24 protein-coding genes are annotated in these 23665 nt (G+C 59.9%); 14 read left to right on the top strand and 10 right to left on the bottom strand.

Features of this window, described 5'->3' with window-relative positions; all coding sequences use genetic code 11:
* Nucleotides 1-77 precede the first annotated feature (77 nt).
* The 10 genes from AC1U7K_RS16875 to AC1U7K_RS16830 form a co-directional block, all read right to left on the bottom strand.
* Nucleotides 78-2654, bottom strand: coding sequence for a M1 family metallopeptidase (locus tag AC1U7K_RS16875; RefSeq protein ID WP_480252851.1), 2577 nt, complete (start codon nucleotides 2652-2654; stop codon nucleotides 78-80).
* 193 nt (nucleotides 2655-2847) lie between these two features.
* Nucleotides 2848-3534 carry a ribose-5-phosphate isomerase RpiA gene (gene rpiA, locus AC1U7K_RS16870; protein WP_480252849.1) on the bottom strand — a complete coding sequence of 229 codons (687 nt, stop codon included), beginning with the start codon at nucleotides 3532-3534 and terminating at the stop codon, nucleotides 2848-2850.
* Nucleotides 3527-4609 (bottom strand): glucokinase, encoded by a 1083-nt coding sequence (gene glk, locus AC1U7K_RS16865; protein WP_480252847.1) that lies wholly within the window; start codon nucleotides 4607-4609, stop codon nucleotides 3527-3529. Before glk ends, rpiA begins: the two co-directional genes overlap by 8 nt.
* A gap of 4 nt (nucleotides 4610-4613) precedes the next feature.
* The gene (pgl, locus tag AC1U7K_RS16860) at nucleotides 4614-5390 is read right to left on the bottom strand and encodes a 6-phosphogluconolactonase (protein ID WP_480252845.1); all 777 of its coding nucleotides are present in this window, start codon (nucleotides 5388-5390) and stop codon (nucleotides 4614-4616) included.
* On the bottom strand, nucleotides 5377-7011 hold the full coding sequence (locus AC1U7K_RS16855) for a glucose-6-phosphate isomerase (RefSeq protein WP_480252843.1): 1635 nt from the start codon (nucleotides 7009-7011) through the stop codon (nucleotides 5377-5379). The genes pgl and AC1U7K_RS16855 overlap by 14 nt, the downstream gene beginning before the upstream one ends.
* A 114-nt stretch (nucleotides 7012-7125) precedes the next feature.
* Nucleotides 7126-7755, bottom strand: a complete 630-nt coding sequence (locus tag AC1U7K_RS16850) for a hypothetical protein (RefSeq protein ID WP_480252842.1) — start codon at nucleotides 7753-7755, stop codon at nucleotides 7126-7128.
* A 44-nt stretch (nucleotides 7756-7799) separates the two neighbouring features.
* Nucleotides 7800-8447, bottom strand: coding sequence for a L,D-transpeptidase (locus AC1U7K_RS16845; RefSeq protein ID WP_480252840.1), 648 nt, complete (start codon nucleotides 8445-8447; stop codon nucleotides 7800-7802).
* Between the two features lies 1 nt (nucleotide 8448).
* Nucleotides 8449-9588, bottom strand: a complete 1140-nt coding sequence (locus AC1U7K_RS16840) for a L,D-transpeptidase family protein (protein WP_480252839.1) — start codon at nucleotides 9586-9588, stop codon at nucleotides 8449-8451.
* Nucleotides 9589-9592: 4 nt separating this feature from the next.
* A complete protein-coding gene (locus AC1U7K_RS16835) occupies nucleotides 9593-10204 on the bottom strand; it encodes a hypothetical protein (RefSeq protein ID WP_480252837.1) in 612 nt (203 codons plus the stop codon).
* 95 nt (nucleotides 10205-10299) lie between these two features.
* Nucleotides 10300-10452, bottom strand: coding sequence for a hypothetical protein (locus AC1U7K_RS16830; RefSeq protein ID WP_480252835.1), 153 nt, complete (start codon nucleotides 10450-10452; stop codon nucleotides 10300-10302).
* Between the two features lie 285 nt (nucleotides 10453-10737).
* Between AC1U7K_RS16830 and rpmH the strand changes: the two genes are divergently transcribed.
* The 14 genes from rpmH to atpG all read left to right on the top strand — a co-directional run bounded on the left by rpmH (nucleotide 10738) and on the right by atpG (nucleotide 23663).
* Nucleotides 10738-10875: a 50S ribosomal protein L34 gene (gene rpmH / locus AC1U7K_RS16825; RefSeq protein WP_480252834.1), complete on the top strand. Its 138-nt coding sequence runs from the start codon at nucleotides 10738-10740 to the stop codon at nucleotides 10873-10875.
* A gap of 26 nt (nucleotides 10876-10901) precedes the next feature.
* Nucleotides 10902-11258 carry a ribonuclease P protein component gene (gene rnpA / locus AC1U7K_RS16820; RefSeq protein WP_480252832.1) on the top strand — a complete coding sequence of 119 codons (357 nt, stop codon included), beginning with the start codon at nucleotides 10902-10904 and terminating at the stop codon, nucleotides 11256-11258.
* Between the two features lies 1 nt (nucleotide 11259).
* Nucleotides 11260-11469: a membrane protein insertion efficiency factor YidD gene (yidD, locus tag AC1U7K_RS16815; RefSeq protein ID WP_480252830.1), complete on the top strand. Its 210-nt coding sequence runs from the start codon at nucleotides 11260-11262 to the stop codon at nucleotides 11467-11469.
* A 54-nt stretch (nucleotides 11470-11523) separates the two neighbouring features.
* A complete protein-coding gene (yidC, locus tag AC1U7K_RS16810; RefSeq protein ID WP_480252828.1) occupies nucleotides 11524-13299 on the top strand; it encodes a membrane protein insertase YidC in 1776 nt (591 codons plus the stop codon).
* Nucleotides 13259-14692: a tRNA uridine-5-carboxymethylaminomethyl(34) synthesis GTPase MnmE gene (gene mnmE, locus AC1U7K_RS16805; protein WP_480252826.1), complete on the top strand. Its 1434-nt coding sequence runs from the start codon at nucleotides 13259-13261 to the stop codon at nucleotides 14690-14692. The genes yidC and mnmE overlap by 41 nt, the downstream gene beginning before the upstream one ends.
* A 1-nt stretch (nucleotide 14693) precedes the next feature.
* Nucleotides 14694-16595: a tRNA uridine-5-carboxymethylaminomethyl(34) synthesis enzyme MnmG gene (gene mnmG / locus AC1U7K_RS16800; protein ID WP_480252824.1), complete on the top strand. Its 1902-nt coding sequence runs from the start codon at nucleotides 14694-14696 to the stop codon at nucleotides 16593-16595.
* 69 nt (nucleotides 16596-16664) lie between these two features.
* On the top strand, nucleotides 16665-17315 hold the full coding sequence (gene rsmG / locus AC1U7K_RS16795; protein WP_480252823.1) for a 16S rRNA (guanine(527)-N(7))-methyltransferase RsmG: 651 nt from the start codon (nucleotides 16665-16667) through the stop codon (nucleotides 17313-17315).
* 12 nt (nucleotides 17316-17327) lie between these two features.
* Complete coding sequence (locus tag AC1U7K_RS16790) at nucleotides 17328-18104, top strand: ParA family protein (RefSeq protein WP_480252821.1); 777 nt, start codon at nucleotides 17328-17330, stop codon at nucleotides 18102-18104.
* Nucleotides 18082-18927 carry a ParB/RepB/Spo0J family partition protein gene (locus AC1U7K_RS16785; RefSeq protein WP_480252820.1) on the top strand — a complete coding sequence of 282 codons (846 nt, stop codon included), beginning with the start codon at nucleotides 18082-18084 and terminating at the stop codon, nucleotides 18925-18927. Before AC1U7K_RS16790 ends, AC1U7K_RS16785 begins: the two co-directional genes overlap by 23 nt.
* Nucleotides 18928-19053: 126 nt before the next feature.
* Nucleotides 19054-19512, top strand: coding sequence for a bactofilin family protein (locus tag AC1U7K_RS16780; protein ID WP_480252818.1), 459 nt, complete (start codon nucleotides 19054-19056; stop codon nucleotides 19510-19512).
* A gap of 3 nt (nucleotides 19513-19515) precedes the next feature.
* The gene (gene mnmA, locus AC1U7K_RS16775) at nucleotides 19516-20592 is read left to right on the top strand and encodes a tRNA 2-thiouridine(34) synthase MnmA (protein WP_480252816.1); all 1077 of its coding nucleotides are present in this window, start codon (nucleotides 19516-19518) and stop codon (nucleotides 20590-20592) included.
* Between the two features lie 116 nt (nucleotides 20593-20708).
* Entirely contained in the window at nucleotides 20709-21248 is a 540-nt protein-coding gene (gene atpH / locus AC1U7K_RS16770; RefSeq protein WP_480252815.1) for an ATP synthase F1 subunit delta, read from the top strand.
* 3 nt (nucleotides 21249-21251) lie between these two features.
* Complete coding sequence (gene atpA, locus AC1U7K_RS16765; protein WP_480252813.1) at nucleotides 21252-22772, top strand: F0F1 ATP synthase subunit alpha; 1521 nt, start codon at nucleotides 21252-21254, stop codon at nucleotides 22770-22772.
* A 21-nt stretch (nucleotides 22773-22793) separates the two neighbouring features.
* Nucleotides 22794-23663: an ATP synthase F1 subunit gamma gene (gene atpG / locus AC1U7K_RS16760; RefSeq protein ID WP_480252812.1), complete on the top strand. Its 870-nt coding sequence runs from the start codon at nucleotides 22794-22796 to the stop codon at nucleotides 23661-23663.
* The last annotated feature ends 2 nt before the right edge of the window (nucleotides 23664-23665 follow it).

Raw genomic sequence — 23665 nt, 5'->3', positions numbered from 1 at the left:
TGGAGCGTGATCGACGCGAACTCTCGGTTCTCGCAATCAACCCACTTCGACCGTGTCGCCGGCGCTGCCATGCGGTGCTATTGCGACAGATATGTGAGAAGGGCCGCACGCTCCCGTTCACGAAAGACGACGGCCACGCGGAGCTGCTCCAAATACTGCGCGAGGGTCTTGCCGCCCAGATCGATCTTCCGCTCCTCGAAAAAGCGGCGGACGTCGCGTTCGAGCTCCGCCGTAGCGAGACTCGTGATGCCCTCGCACATGCGGCGAAGGCCGTTCTTCGGGTACAGCCGGTCCATCGTGTCCCATTCGCGCTTCATGAACGACCACGCCAGCTCTCGCCCCTCGACATTCCCCATGACCATCCGGACGATGAAAGGTGCATCCTGAGTCCGAATCTCGCCATTGATCGTCTTGTGGAGCGTTCGCTCAAGGAGAGAGCGGTCCTGGAAGAGCGCGAGCGAGTAGAGATACCGGCGCTCCTCCTGCGGCGTGGCGGCTGTCTGATAGCGCGCGACGTATTCATCGTACCGTGCCGCATCACCGGCATAGGCCATGATCGCGATGATGGACGGGAGGAGATTGGGATCGACCTGTGCTGGCGCGTTATAGAGCTCGGCGGCGCGCGCCCGCACAGCCGGATCGCGGCCGATCGTCCCGAGCGTGCGCAGCACCTCGGCCCGCAACTGTTTGGTCAAGTCATTCTCGCCGGGTTTGGGTGCCCAGTCCAGATCGGCAACCACCGGGGCCATGCGCGTCCGTATGAACCGGGCGAGGAGCGGCCGCGCATCAGGATCCAAGATCCGATACATGTGGTGGAACGACGCGAGCAGGAGCTCCCATACGTTCTTATCTCGATCGCGGCTAAACGTTTCAGTGAGTGTCAGATACTCGGTGATCGGCATCAACCCCGCAAATACCGACGCCCAGGCATCACTGATGAGGTTGAAGCGCTCGATCGGCGCCAGGCCATCCGGCACGCTGGAGATGAGCCTGGAGAGAAGGTCCGGGCTGTACCGGACACGATAAAACCCATGGCCGCCCTCGTTCACGATCACAGCTTCAAAGCCGTCTGGCAGGTCCATTGAAGTCTGCGCTTCGGTCAGGAGCAGCCGGCGGGTCTCGGTTCCTGTGTCCGTCTTGATCGCCACCCGAACTGGGATGTGCCATCGTTGGTGCGACTCGGTGTCCGAGCCCGGAGGCGCTTCGCGGAGGTAGGTGAAGCGGGCCTGTTCGAGGAGCAACCGGCGGCCCTCGTGACGCACCGTGACGACCGGATAGCCAGGTTTGAAGATCCACCCATCCATGACGGCCGGTATGGGTTGTCGTGCCACGTGCCCGAGCGCACGCCAGAGGTCTCCCGTGTCCGCGTTGCCGTATGCATGGAGGCGCAGGTATTCGCGCACGCCGTCGCGGAAGAGCTCCGGTCCGATGTGCTGCTCCATCATGCGCAGGACGGACGCGCCCTTTTCGTACGTCAACACGTCGAACATGGCGTCGGCGTCCTTTGGGGCGACGACCGGATATTCAATGGGGCGAGTGCTGTAGAGGCCATCCACCGCCATCGCGGCGGAGCGCGACACTCCGAAGGAGGTCCAGCGCTGCCACTCCGGTTTCCACGCATCGACGGCCAGCATTTCCATGAATGTCGCGAACGCCTCATTCAGCCACAATCCGTTCCACCAGCTCATCGTGACGAGATCGCCGAACCACATGTGCGCATTCTCATGCGCGACGACGTCCGCGACGCGTTCCAACTCGGCATGCGTCGCGCGGGACTGATCGACGAGTAACGCCGTTTCTCGAAAGGTAATGGCACCAAGGTTCTCCATCGCGCCGGACGCAAAATCCGGGATCGCGAGGAGGTCGAGCTTCCGTCCCGGATAGGGAATGCCGTAATAGCGTTCGAAGAACTCCAGCGAGAACCGGGCGATCTCCAAGGCGAACGGGGTCAGGCGCCGTTTGCCCGGAACCGACCAAATGCGAAGCGGCACGGTCCCGACCATCGCGGGATTACTCGCCTCCAGTTTTCCTACCACGAAGGCGACCAAGTAGGTGGACATGCGAATCGTGTCATCAAACCGGATGACTTTCTTCTCGTTCTCGATCGCTTCGATGACGATCGGGGTGTTCGAGACGGCGGTGAGCGACGGATCGATGACCAGGGCCGCAGCAAAGACCGCCTTGAAGGCCGGCTCATCCCAGCACGGGAAGGCGCGGCGGGCATCGGTGGCTTCAAATTGCGTCGCCGCAAGCCATTGTTGTCGCCCATGCTCGTCCTTATAGCGGCTGCGATAGAAGCCACGCAGCTTCTCGTTCAGAATGCCACGAAACGTGAGGTGCAGCCGCCAAGAGCCGGGCGTCAGGGAGGCCGAGAACCGAACGCGGCACCGTTCGGTCGTTTCCTCCGGCTCCGCCGTGCCATGATGGAGCACATTGCCGCCGTCCTCGATCGAGGCGTCATCGATGGTCAATTCAGCCGCGTTGAAGACGACCTCGAACGTCGGCTCCGTCACCGTGAGCGACACGGTGGCTCGACCAGAAAAGCGCCCCGCCTCGAGGTCCGGTTCCAAGCGGAGATCGTACCGGGTCGGAATGACATGAGTGGGCAACCGATACGCGTGAGTGGCACGTGTCGCTGTCGGTAATTCAGTCATGGCGTCGACTCCCAATGGTCGTTCAGTGTTAAAGGAAAAGGCCCGAGCAGTCTCGGAGGTGAGGATCGCCGCAGCCGCCGCAAGGAGCCATCGGACGCCATGAACGACTGTCGTCAGGGCCTGACGACGTGTCATGGTCTGAGTCAGGCGAGACGGCAACGAGGCGGGGGTGCTGGGCGGAAACCGAGGCACGTCACGTCCTGGCCGCCTTGTGCGTTTCCACGCCGTTCGGCGTCCCGACGATCAAGATGTCGGTGCGACCGACGAACAGCCCGGTCTCCACGACGCCAGGAATCTCGTTGAGGGCCGCTTCGAGCTTGGCCGGATCGCCGATGCGGTCGATCTGCAGATCCAGGATGTAGTGCCCCGCCTCGGTCTTGAAGATCTCACCGTTGCGCTCACGAATGACCGCCTTCACTCCCAGCCGCTCGATGAGACGGGCGGTGCTCGCCCAGCCAAATGGCACCACCTCGACGGGCAGCGGAAAGGGGGCTCCGAGCACCGGGACCCGCTTCGTATAATCCACCACGATGATGACCTGTCGCGAGACCGCCGCCACGATCTTTTCCTTGAGCAGCGCCCCGCCGCCGCCTTTGATCAGATTCAACTGTGGGTCGACTTGGTCGGCCCCATCGATATCCACATCGATGTGCCAGCTGTCCTCGGCTTCGATCAGCAGGATCCCGCTTTGTCGGGCCAGTTCGGCTGTCTCACGCGAGGTCGGGACGCCACGAATGTTGACGCCATCGCGTACCCGTTCGCCAAGGGCCAGCACCACGTACTTCGCCGTCGAGCCGGTGCCCAGTCCCACCACCATGCCGTCATGGACATACTGAACGGCCGCTTCGGCCGCCATGCGCTTGAGCGCGTCCTTATCCACCGGCCCTCTCTTTCTCCGCGGCGGCCTGTGCCAGGTTGGCGCCGAAGGCCGCCGCACCGATCAGTGCGGCTTGGTCATTGACGATGACGCGGACCGGGATCTGGCCCATCAGTTTCTTGTAACGGCCCTTCGCGGTAAACGATCGCATGAACGTGCCGTCTTCCAACTTGGGCAGGAGCTTGGGCGCGATTCCACCACCGATATAGACGCCACTCAACGCCATGGCTTTCAAGGCGAGATTCCCGGCTTCCGCGCCGTAAATGGCGACAAACAGATCCAACGCCTGTGTGCAGATTTCCGCCTGCTTCTTCAGCCCGATCTCGGCGATGACCGCCGCGGGGTCCCCCACCTTGAGGCGTTCGGCGACCCAGGTCAGCTCGTTTTTCTTGGTGTCGCGGAGAAATTCATAAATCGCGTACAACCCGGGCCCCGAGAGCACACGTTCATAGCTCACGTGTAGGTACTGCGCGCGCAAGTAGCGAAGCAGATCGATCTCCAGATCGCTGTTCGGGGCAAAGTCGGTATGTCCGCCCTCGGAGGACATCGGATGGTACCGGTCGCCATTCCAAAATAGGATCCCCTCGCCCAACCCGGTCCCTGCCGCAATGAGGGCCATCGCGCGCTTCTGCTGTAAGGCAGTGCCGGCGTTCAGCACAACCGTCTCATCGGGGCGCAATTCGAGCAGCCCGTAGGCGGTCGCTTCCAGGTCGTTCAGCAATCGCACGTGGCGAATATCGAAGCGGCGGCCCAGTTCTTGGCCGTCGACGAACCAAGGGAGGTTTGTCGTGCGACATCGGTTGTCGATGACCGGTCCAGCCACCCCGATGCAGGCCGCGTCGATCGTGATCGGCTCTGCCGTCGGTGGCTCTGTCTGGGTGTCGGGTTCTTCGCTCGCTTCAGTCTCAGACACGGGCTCTGGCGCCGGCGGATGGAGGAATTCCTCGAGAATCTCCTCCAAGGACTTGTAGTCCCGGCTCATGTAGATTTCTTCGCGCTCCGGCTCAACGCGTTCGGTCGTCCAGTGAAAGAGCGCCAATCGCGTTTTCGTTCCACCGACGTCACCGGCTAAGATCATGATTCTATTCCTCGTCGAAGACGACTTGTTGTCGACTGGCGGAGAGCCGGCTGGCTGCCTGGCCGTCGACGTACCACACGAGACGGCCGTCAGGGACGGTGACGAATTTTGCGGGGCAGTCGTGCGGATCGGTCGCCCTGTCCTCAAGGACGCGGGCGACCACCTCGGCCTTCGGTCGTCCTGTCACCAAGAACAGGACAGTGTGTGCATGATTGATGACAGGCAGCGTGATCGTCAAGCGGTGTCTCACCCCACGCGTGGACTCGCTCGTCACGACCGACCGGCTGCGTTCCTCGAGTGCCGGGGAGTGCGGGAACAGGGACGCGGTATGGCCATCATCGCCGAGCCCTAGGAGGATCGCATCGAAACGGGGCCAGCCGCTGGCCTCAGCCGGCAGGCGGCGCCGAAGAATCGCTTCATACGCCTGGGCTGCCGCTTCGACGTTGGCAGTCCCGTCATACATCGGAAAGATCTGTGAAGTGGGAACCTTCAGAGGCACGAACAAGGCATTGTGCGCCATCCGGTAGTTGCTGTCGGGATGGCCGGGCGGCACGCACCGTTCGTCACCAAAGTACCATTCGATGCGATCCCAGGAAGCCGAGGCGGCATGGGTCGTCGCGAGCCGCTCGTAGAGTGCAATGGGCGTTGTTCCCCCCGCGAGAGCGAGTGTAAAGGGGCCTCTGTGAGCGCCGTGCTGTTGAATGAGCCAGACCAGGAACTCCGCCGCTTCATCGGCAACGGTCCAGGCGTCATCGAAGACGTGAACCTCAGGTGCGGGCACGACGGCGCCTCGGCGAACGCGTCGTGGATGAACGACGTGTCCCAGCAGGACGGGTTCCGAGCAATGACGCAATCCGGGCCGCTGGATCGCGGCCGGTAGAAATGACAGCGACGGGCCGACCATGCGCGCGTAACGACTGGACGTCGCCGACGGCTTGAGCCGACGCAAGCGTCCCAAACGTGTACGGTGAGCCGGGAATTTTTACGTCGGGAGTCATGGGTCCCGTCAGTTCCAGAAACACGGCTTCAGCAGGTCCACCCTTGTGCAGTTGGCCGGTCGAGTGCAGATAGCGCGGCCCGTAGCCCGCCGTCGTCGCCACGCGGTAGGTGGTCGCAATGCGCTTGCGCAGGCCCGTCAGTGCCGCGTCGATACGCCGGGACGGCGTGAGATAGGCCAGCAGGCCGACATAGCTGCCTGGCTTCATCGTCTCCAACAGGCCTTTAAGATCAGAGTCGACCGACAGTGGCGGCAACCGGCCTTCCTGTTCGAACTGTGACAAGAGACGCTTCGTGTTGTCCTTACTCTCTTGCACGTTGGGCTGATCGAAGGGATGGATGCCGAGCAGGTGCCCGGCAACCGCCGTTGCGAATTCCCAACGGAAAAATTCGGCGCCCACATCATAGAGGTCGCGTAACCGGAGATGGACGACCGGGTGTCCAGCACGTGTAAGTGCCGCCGCCTGACGGTCGACGGAGTCGTTTCGGTCGCGATCCAAGCGAAGGTAGACGAACAAGCGGTCGTCGCCATAGGCTTTCACGGGAAGCAGAGGTTCCTGGGCCACCGGAACGATGCCCTTCCCCTCTTTGCCGGTACTCTCTGCGAGCAGTTGTTCGGCCCAGAGACCGAACGAGGCGATCCGGGGTGAGGCGAGCAGCGTGACTTTGTCATGGCCGAGACGGTTGAGGGTGCCCATGATCGTGCCAAGCATCGCACCGGGATTCTCTGACGGACTGGAGGCGCGGCAGCGCTCCGCACATGCGATGGCGCGATCGAGCAAACGGCCGAGATCGAGGCCGAGCAGTGCAGCGGGCACCAGTCCGAAATAAGAGAGAACCGAGTAGCGGCCGCCGATATCGTCGGGATTGAGAAACGTTCGCCGGAACTGGTGCTGTTCGGCCAACGAGACCAAGCTCGTGCCCGGATCGGTGATCGCGAGAAACTGTTGCCCGCCTGCATTCCCTTTTGTCTTGGTAACGAGGTCACGGAAGTAGGCAAAGAGCGACAAGACCTCGATCGTACCGCCCGACTTGCTGGAGACGATGAAAAGTGTCTTCGCGGGATGAACGGAATCGGCGACGGCACGCACGGCTCCCGGAACCGTCGAATCGAGAACGCTGAGACGGGGAAAGCCGGCAGCGCCGCCAAACGTCTGCCGCAAGACTTCGGGGCCAAGGCTGCTCCCGCCCATCCCGAGGAGGACGACGTCGCGAAAGCCGGCGTGGCGAATTGACTTGGCGAACTCAGAGAGATCGTGGATGTGGGCCTGCATCTGCTCGGCTACCGCCAACCACCCAAGTCGGTTGGTGATCTCGGTCGGCTCGGGCTTCCACAGACCGTGATCGCGCTCCCAGAGCCGGTCGATCACGCGACTCTGCGCCAGGTCCACCAGTGCAGAATCCACATGCGACTGGTACCTGCCCAAGGCGGCTGTTTCAGGGGATCGCGGCATGATGAGGCGACGAAGCGATGTGTGTATCTTAGGCCCGGCGAGAAGAAAACGCAAACGGATGCTGACCTACGGGGATGTAGCCGGAGTGAGCAGCAGCGGCATCCCATCGACGGCTGTCCAGGCAAGCAATTGAGCGGCCTCTTGAGTGAGAATGAGATGCAGCAGGACGCTGTCGCTCTGACCTGCTGCTTCCACAGTCATGCGGACGCCCCACCACCACTCCTGCAGCATGGCTTTGAGCCATTCCCATGGGCGATCGCGCCATGATGGCGTGACGACGATGAGAAGCCCGGGATCGAACTGAAGGGTGTACGTGTCGGGCATGTTTTGTAGCTCGATCGCACTGACCGGCCCATTCTCCACGGTTGCGGCTCTGGGTCGATTGACCGGGGGGCGGGCACGAAGCTTAAACGAGGGTGTGGCCGGCAGGGAGGCGGCCGTCGACCACCCGGCAATCGGGATGCGCTGAAGCTCGAGGCCGCGGCCCTTGACGGTAATCGAGCCCTCGGCGAGGTTGAGGACGAGATAGATCTGTGCCCGAGCGGCGAGCTTGAGTTCTTCCTCGAAAAGACGATTCGCGGCCGCGAGCGAGGCTGCGTCGGACGTTGATGAGCCGGTCGGTGGATCTGCGGCGAATAAGGCGGACGAGAAGAACAGCGTGATCAGAGAGACCGGCCAAGCGGTCCGCCGAGGCATCACGACTGGCAGTATACATCAGGAGAAAGAGCGCGGGGAGACAGTCAGAAGATCAAGACGGGGGTGCCGATCTTGGCGAGCTTGTAGACCGTGCGCAGGTCATCGTCGTTCAGGCGAATACACCCGTGCGTGACGTTCTTGCCCAACAGCCGCGGGTACAGCGTCCCGTGAATGAAATACCCCTTGCCGAACCCCAGGGCGTAATCGCCGAGAATCCCCGATTCCATACGTTGTGCTCGATCATGAGGGACCGCGAGCCCCTCTTCTAAAAACGCCCAGTCTGGCTTCACCCAGACCGGGTTCGTCAGCTTGGATTGGATGGTGAATTCCCCTCTGGGCGTGTCGAACACCCATTGCGCGCCGGGCTGATCGGGTTTGTCGAGAATCGTCCCGCTCCCCGTTGAGGCCAAGGCGGTGAGGATCGTCTCCTTGCCGCGTTTGACGTACAACCGGTTATGAGCGGTATCGACAACGATGTAATGGCCGGAGGGCGTAAGCTGAGTAAGCTTCTGCTTGAGCTGCGCCTGGCGTATGAGCAGCGCGCGATACTGAGGAGTTGACGGAGTAGCCGGTGGCTGATCGCGAGATTCCTCGCTGGTCGGTATGATGGTGGGCGTCGATGTGGACGACACTGTGGTAAGGAGCAGGACGCCAAGTGCTCCATTCCGAAGCCACGCTCGGCCCAAAACCATGTCACCCCTCTTCGGACTGATCCATTTCCGCCAAGGCCAAGGCGACGGCGTTGCTGACTTTCAAGGCGCCCACGATCGTGACCGGGGTCCCAGCAGCGACTTGACGGAACAGGCTGTCAATGTCGACATTCTCCAGCATGACACACCCGAGCGTTTGACTGAGGAGGGGATTATCACCGCCATGAATCTCGATATGGCCGCCGATATCGCTGCGTGCCGGTAGACGCCCCGCCCGGCGTGCCCGTTCGAAGCGCCGTCGATCCTCCGCGTTGGGATAATCGAGCAGGAGCGCCTTGTAGAACTGCGTCTCCCCGCGATCTTTCTTCTTGATGATGTGATACCGGCCTTCGGGCGTCGCGCCATCCCCCTGATAGCGCTTATCTAACATGCCATTGTAACCAAGTCTCACGGGGTAGGAAACCACCGGCTGCCCATTGCTGTACAGGATCAGCCGGTGATCGGCTTTGCTCACGATGATGGCCGGTTGGCGATGGGCGCGCGACCACTCGATGGTCGCCTGCGCTTGCCGTCGCCACGCATTGACCCGTCGCTCGTCGGCGTAGTGGCCGAGTTCGGCCGCGAGGACTGACGCCTGGGAATTCATGAGCCGGGCAGCCTGCTGGGTCAATTGCGCCGACCGCACGTATAAGCCCTGCTCATAAAAGGACCGAGCTTGATTGAGCAGTAGCGCAGTCTCGGCGGGACGCCGTCCCAGTACGATTCGACTGCCCATCTGCTCGACGTGGGTGTTCAGGACTCGAAAGCGGCTCTCGAGCGAGGCGAGGCGGCCTTCGGCCTCCCGGCGCCGTGCTTCCCGGCGTTCGGCGGCCTTGGCCATGGCGGCCTCGGCCTCCGCCCGCACTCGACTCACTTCAGCCAGCAGCGGGTTGTTCTCCCACGGCCAGGTGATTTCGTCCTCCTCCGCGTCGAGGTGAGCCTTGAGCGACACCCAGCGGGTGACGAAGCGCTCATACTGCTCGGGGGCGTATTCGGCGGCGTGCTCGGCACGGAGTTGATCGTCCAGAGCCTGAATGGCCTCGACGGTTTCCACCGGAACCTTTTGCACGCAGCCCACGAACCCCGCCAAGATGATGGCGGCGAGCCACATTGTAGCGGGTCGTGGGCGGACGTGGCGCATCATTCGATCACGCCTTCTTTTTAGCCTGCGGCTTCTGCACTTTGGCGAGCGCGGCTTCGATTTCGGCTGAGACGGCTTGACTCTTATCCTGCACGGCCTTCGCCTTTGCCTGTGCGGCCTGGTAGTCCTCGGCGGTTATTGCTTTTTCAATTTCCGGCAGTGAGGTCATCAGTGCCTCGACATCTGCTTTGATCGCTTCCACCGCTGCGCGGTCTTTGCCGACCGGCGCCTTGGCTACCAAGTCTTGCGTGCTCTTCACGGCGTCCTGCGCCGCTTGTTGTGCGGCCACCGCTGCCGTTTTCGCCTCTTCTTTCTTCTTTCCGGTATCCGTCACAACGCGCGCAGCATCCGTCTGGACGGCGGTCAACGATTGGGCGGCTTTTTCATAGTCGCGAAGGAACCCGAACTTGGCATCCTGCTCGGCAATCTCGCTCTTTGCAGCCGTGAGCGCGCTTTCCAGCTTGGCGAGATCTTCAGGGAGATATTTGCCGGCGCCCGCGGCCCGGGCATCGGTGACCGCCTTTTCCGCGGCGGCGACTTTTTCCGTGGGCGCCTTTGAGCAAGCGGCAACCAGGAGCAGCAAACTTGGAACGATCAGGAACGTCAGTGTGCGTGTCATCGAACGTTTCTCCACGTGAGACTCCTCTTAAAGATGATAATGAGGACCGGCACGCTTTGCCAGCGACAAAGCGCACCGGTCCCGGGTGACCGGAATTACTTCTTCTCCGTCTTCTTCTCAGTCTTCTTCTCTGTCTTCTCCATCTTCTTGTCGGTTGCCGGTGCCTTTTCGTCCGCCTGGACGAACGTGACCGACCCAAAGGTCAGGCCGACGACCAACGCCATCATTGCCATCAAGCTCTTGCTCATGCGCTCACCCCCCTTCTCTCGAGGCTCAGCCTGTGCAGGCCGCGACGCACCAGCAATGCCCGTGAGCAAGGCCAATACCAGTACAGGAGAGCTCCAAGTACCGGCAAATCCACAAGGGAAAAAAATAGCAGGAGCCGCGGTTGGTCGCCGCTGTGGCCGAATGGCTCGGGTGCCAACAAGACCGCCCCAGGGTGTCAGAGGTACTACGTGGCTCTGGTGATTCGTTGACACCTCCGGGACCGCTCCCTATAATGACGTGCTTTCAGAGAGAAGTGGAGGGTTTGCATGTCGGTGACGTATAGGCAGCCGTCGAAATTGAAGCGGAAGCGGGATCACGGCTTCCGAAAACGGATGAGTACGAAGAATGGACGGAAGGTCTTGGCCCGGCGCCGGGCCAAGGGGCGAGCACGCCTGACGGTGTAGAAGCCTACCGTACCCTAGCCCCGGAGATGACCGGCTCCGCAGCATCTCGTCTCCTCCCTCTCCGCCAGAGTGCCGATATCGAACGCGTGAAACGGTTGGGCCGACGCCGACAGACGTCGTTGTTTACCGTCCTTGCGTTTCCATCGGGGCAGCCGAGAGTCCGATTGGCCGTCGTCGTCGGTAAACGGTTCGGTGGTGCCGTGATTCGGAACCGCGCGAAGCGGATCTTCCGGGAACTCGCGCGTCATACGGCGAGCGTCATGGTTGATGGCTATGACCTTGTGGTCTTTCCAAGACGAGAAGCCTTAACGGCGCCGCATGCCTTGCGGGCAGAAGTGTGGCTGACGGCGCTCAAGGCACAGGGTGTTGTGATTCAAGGATGATGTGCGGTTCCTCTGCATTAGGATCATAGGCTTGTATCATCGGTGGATTTCTCCGCTGCTCGGCCCGGCCTGCCGGTTCGAACCGACGTGTTCACGGTATACCGCTGAGGCGATTGCACGGTATGGGGTCATCGGTGGCGTCTGCCGTGGGCTGTGGCGATTGATGAAATGTCATCCCTTCCATCCCGGTGGGCTTGATCCGGTGAAATAGTCCCCAGCCACGGACGAACGTCGTATCGGCAGCAGATCCTATCGTACGAGTTGTATGGAAAAGAGAGTTATTGTCTTCCTAGTCCTCTCCCTCGCCATTATCATCGGCTACGACTATGTGATGAAGCAGTTCGGAATCGTGCCTGTGCCGGAGCCTCCCGGCAAGGAAGCGGAACCGCGGCCTGAAGGGGGATCGGAGAAGGGCGACAATCCGGAAGTCCTCAAAGAGAAGCGCTCGGAAGCGGTCGCCTTGCCCGCCGGCAGGGAGGCGAGCGCGCAGCCCCGCGCCGCGGGAGGCGCAGCGCACGAACAGCAGACGGAAGAGATTGTCACGGGGCTCTTTCGCGCTGTGCTGAGTAATCGCGGCGGCACGATTACGAGTTGGGAGCTCGCCCGGTATACGACGGGCCCGAAGGAGGATACGAGGCCGGTACAGATGGTATATGGCGAAGGGCGGTTTCGAAAACCGCTCTCGCTGCGTCTACCTGATAGTGCGGTGACGCAACGACTCAACGACTCGCTCTATCAGGTCGAGCGGGACTTCTCGGTCCTGGATGCGACGCATCCGATCGGCCACGTCGTCTTTCGATATGCCGATCCTGCCGGGTATCAGGTCGTCAAAGAGCTAACGTTCCACCACGACAGCTATCTCGTCGATCTCGTAATCCGTGTCGACGGCGTGTCGGGACCGGTGGACGTGGAACTGGGCACGAACTTCGGCGTGGTCGAGTGGGGCGAGGGATTTATCGGACTGATCGGGCCGGCGTCGTCCGTGGATGGAAAGGTCGAAAAGGATGTGCCCGAGACGGAGACCGAGCGCAAGGGGACCGTCACATGGGTCGCCTTACAGGACAAGTATTTCTTGAGCGTGTTGATCCCGACAGGCGCGTCGGGTGCGGTGATCAAAAAGGAGGCGGACAAGCTCGTCTCGGCCGGGGTGCGATATGCCTCAGCGGCCGAGCCGATGCGACTTGCGCTCTACGCCGGCCCGAAAGAATTCGACACGCTGAAGTCGTTCAATATCGGGCTGGAAGATACGATCGACTTCGGGTGGTTTATCTATGGCAGTTGGGGGATCGTGAAGGCGGTGGCGAAGCCGCTCTTCTCCGTGCTCCGATTTATCTACGACTACACCCACAACTATGGCGTCGCGATCGTCCTGCTGACCATCTCGATCAAGCTCCTGTTCGTGCCGCTGCAATACAAGAGCTACAAGTCGATGAAGGACATGCAGCTCATCCAGCCCAAGGTGGTGGCGCTGCAGACGAAGTACAAGGATGACCGCGAACGGCTGAATCGCGAGCTGATCAAGCTGTACCGCGATCATAAGGTGAATCCGGTCGGGGGCTGCCTGCCCATGGTCTTGCAGATGCCGGTGTTCGTGGCCTTGTTCAACATTCTCTACATGACGATCGACCTGCGCCAGGCGCCGTTCATGCTGTGGATTACGGACCTCTCCGCACAAGACCCCTACTACGTCCTGCCGATTCTGATGGGCATCAGCATGGTCGTGCAGCAGAAGATCATGCCGACGACCATGGATCCGACGCAGGCGAAGATCATGTTGCTCTTGCCGGCGTTCATGACGCTCTTGTTCCTGACGTTTCCCGCGGGGCTCGTGCTGTACTGGCTGACGAACAACGCCGTGACGATCACTCAGCAATTCGTGACGGACCGGTACGTTTTCAAGAAGCCGGCTGCGCCGGTCGCTGCCGCTGAAGATGCTGAAGGCGCGGGTGATGGCAAGAAGGCAGGAGGCCGGAAGAAGCGCGACAAAGAAAAAGAGGAACGTGTCGAGGAAGCCACCGGATCGCAAACCGAACAGCCGTGAGGCGAGCACGGCCATGGATGACACGATTTGTGCGGTCGCCACGCCGTTAGGCGAGGGCGGAATTGGAATTGTTCGAATCAGCGGGGCAGAAGCCGTTGCCGTCGCTGCTCGGATCGTTCGCGTAAAGTCAGGCACGCCCCTTCAAGACCTCGCAAGCCACACGCTGCACTATGCCAGTTTCAGCTCCGTTCAGAATGACACAGAAGAAGACGTTGACGACGGTCTCGTCGTGGTCATGCGTGCACCGCGGTCGTACACCGGGGAGGACGTGGTGGAGCTGCACTGCCACGGTGGGCCAGTCGTTCTGATGACCATTTGTCAGGTTCTAGTGGAGGCAGGCGCGCGTCTAGCAGCGCCAGGGGAATTTACCAAGCGGGCGTTCCTCAATGGCAAGATGGACCTGACCCAGGCCGAGGCGGTGATGGATGTCATCCATGCTCACAGCGAGCGCGGGCTACGCATGGCACAGGCCCAGCGGCGGGGCCGGCTTGGAGAGGCGCTCGACGACCTCCGCGAGCGGCTGATGCGTTTGCTGGCTGAGCTCGAGGCGGGCATTGACTTCTCGGAGGAAGACATTGAATTCATCGGACGAGAAGAATTGATCAAGGGTATCGGCGAGGTCCGTGTCGCAGTCGCGAGGCTGCTGCAGAGCGGGGCGCGCGGACGGATCCTGCGCGAAGGGGCGTCTGTCGCCCTCGTCGGTCGCCCGAATGTGGGCAAGTCGAGTCTCATGAACGCGTTGCTTGCGACGGATCGGGCCATCGTCACCGCGATCCCCGGAACCACGCGCGATGTACTCGAAGAGATGGTGAATTTGGACGGCGTCACGGTGCGGCTACAAGATACCGCCGGCTTGCGGACAGCCGAGGATCCGGTGGAGCGTGAGGGGATACGGCGAACTGAAACGACGATCGAAGATGCCGATGTCGTCGTCATCCTCATCGATGGCTCCTCGCGACTGCTTGACGAGGATTGTCTCTTGCTGGGCCGGTGTCGAGAGAAGAAGTGCCTCGTGGTGGTGAACAAGGTCGACTTGCAGCCGCGACTGAGTGACGAGGACCGAGACAAGCTCGGTCTTGGCACTTTGGAAGTATCGGCCAAGACCGGCGAGGGACTCGACAAGCTTCGAACTCGGATCCGTGAGCTGCTGGTGGGGAGAGATGGCGAATCATCGGATGGTGTGCTCATCACGCGGGTGCGCCATGAGATCGCCTTGCAGACCGTCGGCGCGTCACTGGAGAAAGCGATGAAATTCGTTGGTGCACGGTTGCCTGCCGAAATCATCGCGGTAGATTTGAGAGACGCAGTCGAGGCGCTCGGCGAAATCACGGGTGCTGTGACCACCGACGATATTCTCGACCGGATTTTCAGCCAATTTTGTATCGGGAAGTAGTGTGGCGCTGTCGTACGACGTCATCGTGGTGGGGGGAGGACACGCCGGGTGCGAGGCGGCGCTCGCTGCGGCTCGTATGGGTACCCAGGTCGCGTTGCTCACGATGGATGGAGGCAAGATCGCGCAGATGTCCTGCAACCCAGCGGTCGGCGGGATCGCGAAAGGTCATCTCGTCAAGGAAATCGACGCACTTGGCGGCGAGATGGCTCGGAATACCGACCGCGCGGGGATCCAATTTCGTATGCTGAATACAAGTAAGGGGCCGGCGGTGCGCGCGTTACGCGTGCAATGCGACAAGGCGCTCTACCGGCGAGAGATGCAGGACACGATCCGCAATCAAGTGAACTTGGACGTTGTGCGTGGGACAGTGGATCGGATCCTGACCCGGCAAGGCGCAGTGTGTGCGGTGGAGACTGGTGCCGGTGAGCGAATCGAGGCGCGCGCCGTCGTGTTGACATCGGGGACGTTCCTGAAAGGACTTATTCACATCGGGCTCACACACTTTCCGGCCGGGCGCGCGGGGGAAGGGGCGGCCGAGCATCTCTCCGATTGCATGCGAGATTTCGGTTTCGAACGGGGACGGCTCAAGACCGGGACCCCGCCTCGCCTCGACCGCGAGACGATCGATTTTGCCGCGATGATCCCGCAGTCCGGCGATGAGCTGCCCACACCGTTTTCGTATCGAACGAAAGCGATTGGGTTGAGGCAGATGTTGTGCCATCTCACGTACACGAACGCGAAGACGCATGACATCATTCGGGCGAATCTCGATCGGTCGCCGATGTACAGCGGAGTGATCGAAGCGACCGGCCCCCGATATTGCCCGTCGATCGAGGACAAGGTCGTGCGTTTTGCCGACAAGGAGCGCCATCAGATTTTTGTCGAGCCTGAAGGGCTTGATACGCGTGAGTTCTATCCGAATGGAATTTCGACAAGCCTCCCGGCAGACGTACAGTACGAAATTATACGTACAATACCAGGCCTCAGTCGCGCAAGCATGCTCAAGCCAGGGTACGCGATCGAATACGATTACTTTCCTCCGCGCCAATTGCATCCCACCCTTGAAACCAAGTTGGTCGCCGGCCTTTATCATGCGGGTCAAATCAACGGTACGTCGGGATACGAAGAAGCGGCCGCCCAGGGCATTGTCGCGGGCATCAATGCGGCGCTCAAGGTACGCGGCGAGTCTCCGCTGGTGCTCGATCGATCGCAGGCTTACATCGGGGTACTGATCGACGACCTCATTACCAAGGATGCCCGAGAGCCATACCGAATGTTCACCTCTCGAGCGGAGTACCGCCTGCTGCTTCGTCACGACAACGCTGACTTTCGGCTGATGGAGATCGGCCATCGCCTTGGGCTTGTACCGGTGGACTGTTATGACAGGTTCGTTAGAAAGAAAGAGCGAGTAGAGCAACGCATTGCTCACCTAAAGAAGCACAGGCCGAGATGGTCACCAATCGCGCGGCAGCAGTTGGCGACACTCGGGATCGATCGATTGTCTCCTGATCTGACGTATAGCCAAATCCTCAAGCGCCAGGATGTCACGTACGATCTACTCTGCGAACTGACGGAAGATGAGAGCTTGCTCGTAAACGATGAGGAGGCGAAGGACGCCATAGAGGTGGCGATTAAGTATGAGGGATACATTCAACGGCAGCTTCAGCAGGTTGCGCGGCACAAGAAAATGGAAGACCAACCGATCCCGCCGGCGTTCGATTACGATTCAGTCGTTGGCTTTTCTCGAGAGGTGACGGAGAAGCTAAAGCGAGTCCGGCCGGCCTCGATTGGGCAAGCCTCTCGCATTTCAGGTGTGACGCCGGCAGCCATCTCAACTCTCCTTGTTGCTTTGCGGCGCCATCGGGGAGGTGGTGCTTCGACCCTGGCTCCGGCTTCTCTGTAGCCTATTGTGCGTCTCCTGACCTTTTTCTTTTTCTTGACGTCCCTACCCGTGTCCCGATAAGTGTTCCACGTGGAACATTCCACATTTCTTTCCTGGTCAGCTCAATTCGGGCTCAGCATCAGTCCTGTCCAACTCACACTGTTAGAAAGATATGAGCAGGCGCTTCTCGCATGGAACGAGAAGACCAACCTGACGGCAATCACGAAGACCAATGAGATAGCCGCAAAACACTTTCTCGACTCTCTGGCCGCGACGAGGGTTGTTGGGCCAGGTCCTTCATCGCTGTTAGATGTTGGGTCTGGCGCTGGGTTTCCCGGCTTGCCCCTCAAGATTTACTATCCTGACCTCACAATCACATTGTTAGAGCCAAATCAAAAGCGGACGGCCTTTCTGCGCTACATGGTCGGAATTTTGAATTTGCACGCAATCCAAGTCGTTTCTGAGAGATTGGAGGAATTTTCACCTCGTTCAGCGGATCGGTATGACTATGTTGCGACGAGAGCATTCGATGTGCTGCCGAGTCTTGATCTACTTCAGTCGATCCTTGCGCCTGGTGGAAAAGTGATTCTGTTTCGATCGACGAGAGTGCCACACGACTCAATCCAACAACGTAGTGGCTTTGAAATAGCCGATGAAATCGTGTATGAGTTGCCCGGCGGATTCGGTACGCGTGTTCTCTCGGTGTTGATGTCGCGTCGTGTTCCACGTGGAACATTGTGAGGTGAGCGGGCAGTGGCACGAATTATCGCGGTGGCAAATCAAAAGGGCGGTGTTGGGAAAACAACCACTTCCGTCAACCTCTCAGCATCTCTCGCCATTAGCGATCAGTCGGTGCTCCTCGTTGATCTCGATCCCCAAGCCAACGCTACGAGCGGGGTTGGCATTGACTCTCGCTCTCTGGCCAAGTCCCTTTACGATTGCCTGATGCGTGAGGAAAAATTTTCAGAAATCATTCAGGCCACCTCTGTCCCGAAACTGTTCGTTGCACCCGCCACTGGGGATTTGGTGGGCGCCGAAGTCGAATTCGTGTCCTTGCCTGATCGAGAGCACGTATTGAAGCGCACACTGACTTCTGTCGCTGATCGCTTTGATTTCATCATCATTGATTGTCCACCGGCCCTGGGATTTCTGACCATCAATGCGTTCGTTGCGGCTTCGTCCGTCTTGGTCCCGGTTCAGTGTGAGTACTACGCGATGGAGGGCCTCGGCCGGTTGATGGCCAATGTTCATCGTGTCCAGGAAAGCCTGAATCCATCGCTGCAAATCGAAGGAGTCGTGCTGACGATGTACGATTCCAGGAATAGTCTCGCGCGACAGGTCGTCGACGAGATTCGGGGACATTTCAAAGAAAAGGTGTATCAAACGATGATCCCTCGCAACGTCACCCTCGCCGAAGCCCCAAGTTATGGTCGGCCCGTGGCTCTCTACAACGCGGGATCATCAGGGGCGCAGGCCTACTTCGAATTGGCCAAGGAGGTCCTACACAGTGGAGAAAAAAGCGCTCGGTAGGGGGCTGGAGGCACTCCTTCCGCATGCCGCAAAGGCAGAACCGGCCTATTCGACGGCTCAGGACGTCCAAGAAATCCCGCTTCAGCATATTATTCCTAATCGGTACCAGCCGAGGACGACATTTTCAGACGACGATATTTCTCAACTATCTGAATCAATTAAGCAAAATGGGCTTCTTCAGCCGATCATCGTTCGGAGGAGAGGCGACGGGATTTACGAGCTGATTGCCGGCGAGCGACGATTTCGTGCCGCCAAAATGGCCGGTCTCCCGAAGATCCGCGCGATTGTCCGCAATTCGACGGATGAGCAAGCCATGGAACTGGCATTAGTTGAAAACGTCCAGCGCCAAGACCTCAATCCCATGGAGGCGGCACGGGCCTATCATCGGCTTATTACCGAATTCGGCTTTACTCAGGAGACCGTCGCACAACGGATCGGTAAAGACCGCTCCTCGATTGCGAATATTGCTCGGCTTATCCACTTACCACCGGATATTCAGGGCCTCGTCGAGTCAGGCCAATTGACGACAGGGCATGCGAAAGTTTTGCTCGGCTTGTCTACTGCAGATGCACAACATCGGCTCGCGCAGCAAATTGTCCGGGAGCAACTCTCTGTCCGGCAGGCAGAAAAGCTAGCCGCGGGGCTCTTTCATCCCAAACGAAAGAGCAAGGCACAAAAGCCATATACCGATCTTGAGGAACGCCTCCAACGGCGTCTAGGGACCCGCGTATCGGTAGTGAAGGGCCGGAAGGGCGGAAAGCTTGTGCTACACTACTTTGGTCCCGAAGAGCTTGAACGATTGGTTGAGATCCTGTTGGCTTGATCCATCCTGGCACATCACACCTCGACCGTCGTTTCTATCCGTTCACTCGTTCCTTCGCCCTCCGTCATCAGCTAGCCCGTTGCTAGTTCGGAGGGCGCAGAACGTCGACAGAGAGGAGGATGACCGATGTGGGAGCTCAATAAGAAGCCATCCGGAGAAAGAGATGAAAACTTTACGTTTTTAGGGCGCGGTGTCGATTTTCAAGGCGTGATTCGATTTGAGGGAACCGTTCGCGTCGACGGCCGCCTCGAAGGCGAGATTCATACCAAAGGTACATTGATCGTCGGCGAGCATGCCATGATCAAGGGGACCGTAAGTGCAGGCGTATTGGTCTGTGGCGGCAAGATCCATGCGGCCGTGACCGCGACTGAAAAAGTTCAGCTCTTGAAGTCCGCCGTCGTGATCGGCGATATTCGGGCACCCTTGATCTCGATGGAAGAGGGAGCGCACCATCACGGCCTGTGCGATATGGGGGTCAAGAAGACCATGGACCCTGTGACCGAGGATCTCGTGCAGCCTGACAACGTCCACAACCTAGCGCTGCATCGGGGCAAGGTGCGCGTACAGGAATCTTCGCAAGGCTAAGTAATGTCTCGTCCACGCGTCCTCCTTGGCATGAGCGGCGGTGTCGATAGCTGCGTAGCGGCGGCGTTGCTCGTCGAGCAAGGCTACAACGTCCACGGCGTCACGCTTCAGGTGTGGGAGCACGAGGACGATGAGGTGGCGGTATCGAAACGTTGGCAAGAGCGCGGTTGCTGCAAGATCGGTATTGCACGATTTGCCGCGAAGCAGTTGGGCATCACCCATGAAGTCGTCGATACGCGCGCGCGCTTCCGAAGCGGGGTCATCCACGATTTTCTCTCCGGGTATTTAGCAGGGACGACGCCGAACCCGTGTGTGCGATGCAACGAGCGGGTCAAGCTGCGGGTGCTCGCTGAGCTTGCCGATGCATGCGGGGCTCAGTTCTTTGCCACCGGTCATTATGCGCGGATTGTCGCTGAGAACGGCCAGGTCACTTTGCGGAAGGCGAGCGATGCTCGAAAGGATCAAACCTATTTTCTGTACCGCATCTCCCCCGAATGGCTTCCGCGTCTTCTCTTCCCTGTAGGGGAACTCCAGAAGTCTGAGGTGTGGGAGCGGGCGGAGGCGATCGGGCTACCCGCTGACGAACTCAAGGAGAGCCAGGAAATCTGTTTCGCCTCACAAGGCGATTACCGATCGTTTCTTGAGCGTGAGGCACCGGAAGTGCGCCAGCCGGGCGTCTTTACCGACGCCCATGGGAATGTCTTGGGAGCGCACGAGGGGGTTGCTTTCTATACTCCTGGACAACGGCGGGGCCTCGGCGTAGCGGTCGGTGAGAGGCTCTACGTGCAGCGTTTGGTGCCGCAGACTCGCACGGTCGTTCTCGGCCCGGCTGAAAATCTCCTGTCCACCGAATGTCGTGTCAGTGATATCGTACTGCTCGATAAGGCGGTGGGGACAAAGCCGGTTGCCGTTGAGGTCAAGGTCCGCTACGCCTCCCCGGCGTCTCCGGCGGTAATCGAACCTATCCAAGACGGTTCAATCCTTGTGCGATTTGCGCACCCTCAGCGAGCACTTAGCCCCGGGCAATCCGCCGTCTTCTATCACGGTGACCGAGTCCTCGGCGGCGGCATCATTCAGTAGCAGCTGTTCGAGCCTTCCGTCCTTCCTTCTTGACACCGCGTCAGATCGAATGCTACTGTTTCGCGTTTTGTCGTGCCCGCCGCACGCCAAGTTACCCCCGATCATCGGTACGGATCGTGATCAAAACCGGAGTCGCCCGTCGTTACGCCAAAGCCTTGTTCGGGCTCGTCGAGTCAGCCCAAGTGGAGGCGACTCGTGCAGGACTCGCCGCCTTAGCCCGCGCGACTGCTGAATCTAAGACCCTCAGGCACGTCCTTGCCTCACCGGCATTTACGTTTCACGAAAAGCACGACGTGCTCGCCGGGCTGAGCCAGCGACTCGGATGCCCGCCAATTGTCAATCGGTTCCTCGGGCAACTCATCAAGAAAAACCGATTGGGATTCCTTGCCGAAATCGCCGAGGAACTCACCCGGCTGGCCGATCAGCAGAAAGGGACGAAGCAAATCCAGGTGACATCCGAGAAGCCATTGAACGCGGCCGAGCAAGAACAGTTGAAACACCGACTGGCCCAGCTGATGGGTCAGACAGTCGATATTGCCTTCCACACCGATCCCGGTCTGCTGGCAGGACTGAAGATCATGGTCGGGAGCACGGTATTCGATAGCAGCGTCAAGAGTCGGTTGGCAGCAATGCGGACGCTCGTGACGAAGGAGTAGCCGATGCAGATCAAGTCGGAAGAGATTACAGCCATCATCAAAGAGAAGATCAAAGGCTTTGATCAGCGGGTCGATGTCAATCAGACCGGGTCGGTGATCCAGGTTGGCGACGGGATCGCGAAAGTCTATGGTCTGGAAGGGGCGATGGCGGGCGAAATGCTCGAGTTCCCCGGCAACCTGTACGGCATCGCGCTGAATCTCGAAGAAGACAGCGTCGGCGCCGTGCTCATGGGCGAGGAAACAGGAATTAAGGAAGGCGATGCCGTCAAGCGAACCGGGCGGATCGCGGAAATTCCGGTCGGAGAAGCGCTGGTCGGGCGCGTCGTCAACGCGATCGGTCAGCCACTCGACGGCAAAGGGCCGATCAAGACGTCGACCACCCGTCGTTTGGAAGTGCGGGCCCCCGGCGTGGTTGAACGACAATCGGTCCGTGAGCCGCTTCAGACCGGTCTCAAAGCCATCGACGCGATGATCCCCATCGGACGCGGTCAACGCGAGTTGATCATCGGGGATCGGCAGACCGGGAAAACGGCAATCGCGGTCGACACGATCATCAATCAGCGCGGCCAGAACGTCTTCTGCATCTACGTCGCGATCGGCCAAAAACGCTCTACCGTCGCCCGCGTCATCAAGACACTCGAAGAGCACCATGCCATGGAATACAGCATGGTGGTCTCCGCGACGGCCAGCGATGCGGCCTCTCTTCAATACCTGGCGCCGTACGCCGGCGTCGCGATGGGCGAGTACTTTCGAGACAACGGCAAGCACGCGTTGATTATTTATGACGACTTGTCGAAGCATGCCACCGCGTATCGGCAAATTTCCCTCCTGCTCCGTCGCCCACCGGGACGCGAAGCCTATCCCGGTGACGTCTTCTATCTGCATTCACGGTTGCTGGAGCGTGCGGCGAAACTGAGCCAGGAATTAGGTGGTGGTAGCCTGACGGCGCTGCCGATCATCGAGACCCAAGCGGGTGACGTGTCGGCATACATCCCGACGAACGTCATCTCGATTACCGATGGGCAGATCTATCTCGCGAGCGATCTTTTCTATTCAGGCATCCGGCCCGCGATCAACGTCGGCCTCTCGGTGTCCCGTGTCGGTGGGTCGGCCCAGATCAAGACCATGAAGCAGGTGGCCGGGACGCTGCGTTTGGATTTGGCGCAGTACCGGGAGATGGCCGCATTCGCGCAGTTCGGCAGCGAGCTGGACAAGGCCACGCAGGCGCAATTGAACCGAGGCGTTCGGATGGTGGAGTTGCTCAAGCAAGGGCAGTATAAGCCGATGCCCGTGGCGGACCAGGTTCTATCGATCTTTGCCGGCACGAACGGCTTCGTCGACGATGTGCCGGTCGATAAGATTCGGCAGTTCGAAGAAGATTTGCTGCACTACGTGGCGCAGCATCACCCGCACATCAAGAAGGACTTGGTCACGAAAAGTAAGATCGACGAGGCGTTTGCCGCAGAATTGAAGCAGATCATCAACACGTTCAAGCAGAAGATGGGCTACGGCGCCAAACCATAACAGATCCGATCCCCGAATCCTATGCCGAGTCTGCAAAGTCTTCGACGAAAGATCGCTGCGGTCAAGAACACGCAGAAGATCACGAAGGCCATGAAAATGGTGGCCGCCGCGAAACTGAAGCGGGCACAAGACCGCATCCTCGCCGCGCGGCCGTATGGTCATCGCGTGCGCGATGTCATTGCCAACCTCAGCCGCCGCGTCAATCGCGCCGCCCATCCGCTGCTCCAGAAGCGCACGGGGAAACGGATCGAAGTCCTCGTCGTGACCAGCGATCGTGGCTTGTGCGGCGCGTTCAATGCCAACATCATCCGCAAGGCGCTGGAGTTCATCCATCAGTCCGAGGCTCGTGGTGGGGCGATCACAGTAAGCATCGTCGGCCGCAAGGGGCGCGACTTCTTTCGGCGGCGCCCTTGGCCGGTTCGCCAACAATGGGTCGGCGTCTTCGACCGGCTGACGTACGAGCACGGCATCGACATCGGCCAAGATCTCATTCAGCACTACACCCAAGGGACCTTCGACGAGCTGTACGTCATCTACAACGAGTTCAAATCGGCCATTCAGCAACGGGTGATCGTCGAACAGTTCTTCCCGATCGACTCCATTGATGAGCCGACCGGCACCGAACGCATGGGTGGCAGTTATTTGTATGAGCCAGATGAGGATCAACTCTTGGCCGCGCTGCTCCCGAAGCACTTCGAGACCCAAGCCTCCCGTGTGCTGCTCGAATCCTCAGCCGCTGAACATGGCGCTCGGATGGCCGCGATGGATGGCGCCACGCGGAATGCCGGCGAGCTGATCAAGCGGATCAATCTGTACTACAACAAGACGCGCCAGGCGGCGATTACCAAGGAATTGATGGACATCGTCGGCGGCGCCGAAGCGCTCAAGTAACC

The organism is Nitrospira sp. Vd2 (assembly GCF_979581665.1).
The sequence above is the reverse complement of the archived record's forward strand: the minus strand, read 5'-3'. Positions and strand labels throughout refer to the sequence as shown.

Bases quoted from the DNA above. Each gene is read 5' to 3' on its own strand.
- AC1U7K_RS16840 (WP_480252839.1), bottom strand. From the start codon at position 9,588: ATGATGCGCCACGTCCGCCCACGACCCGCTACAATGTGGCTCGCCGCC.
- AC1U7K_RS16780 (WP_480252818.1), top strand. From the start codon at position 19,054: ATGTGGGAGCTCAATAAGAAGCCATCCGGAGAAAGAGATGAAAACTTT.
- AC1U7K_RS16835 (WP_480252837.1), bottom strand. From the start codon at position 10,204: ATGACACGCACACTGACGTTCCTGATCGTTCCAAGTTTGCTGCTCCTG.
- AC1U7K_RS16830 (WP_480252835.1), bottom strand. From the start codon at position 10,452: ATGAGCAAGAGCTTGATGGCAATGATGGCGTTGGTCGTCGGCCTGACC.
- atpA (WP_480252813.1), top strand. From the start codon at position 21,252: ATGCAGATCAAGTCGGAAGAGATTACAGCCATCATCAAAGAGAAGATC.
- AC1U7K_RS16845 (WP_480252840.1), bottom strand. From the start codon at position 8,447: ATGGTTTTGGGCCGAGCGTGGCTTCGGAATGGAGCACTTGGCGTCCTG.
- AC1U7K_RS16875 (WP_480252851.1), bottom strand. From the start codon at position 2,654: ATGACTGAATTACCGACAGCGACACGTGCCACTCACGCGTATCGGTTG.
- mnmA (WP_480252816.1), top strand. From the start codon at position 19,516: ATGTCTCGTCCACGCGTCCTCCTTGGCATGAGCGGCGGTGTCGATAGC.
- rpmH (WP_480252834.1), top strand. From the start codon at position 10,738: ATGTCGGTGACGTATAGGCAGCCGTCGAAATTGAAGCGGAAGCGGGAT.
- glk (WP_480252847.1), bottom strand. From the start codon at position 4,609: ATGATCTTAGCCGGTGACGTCGGTGGAACGAAAACGCGATTGGCGCTC.
- atpG (WP_480252812.1), top strand. From the start codon at position 22,794: ATGCCGAGTCTGCAAAGTCTTCGACGAAAGATCGCTGCGGTCAAGAAC.
- yidC (WP_480252828.1), top strand. From the start codon at position 11,524: ATGGAAAAGAGAGTTATTGTCTTCCTAGTCCTCTCCCTCGCCATTATC.
- rnpA (WP_480252832.1), top strand. From the start codon at position 10,902: ATGACCGGCTCCGCAGCATCTCGTCTCCTCCCTCTCCGCCAGAGTGCC.
- AC1U7K_RS16850 (WP_480252842.1), bottom strand. From the start codon at position 7,755: ATGCCTCGGCGGACCGCTTGGCCGGTCTCTCTGATCACGCTGTTCTTC.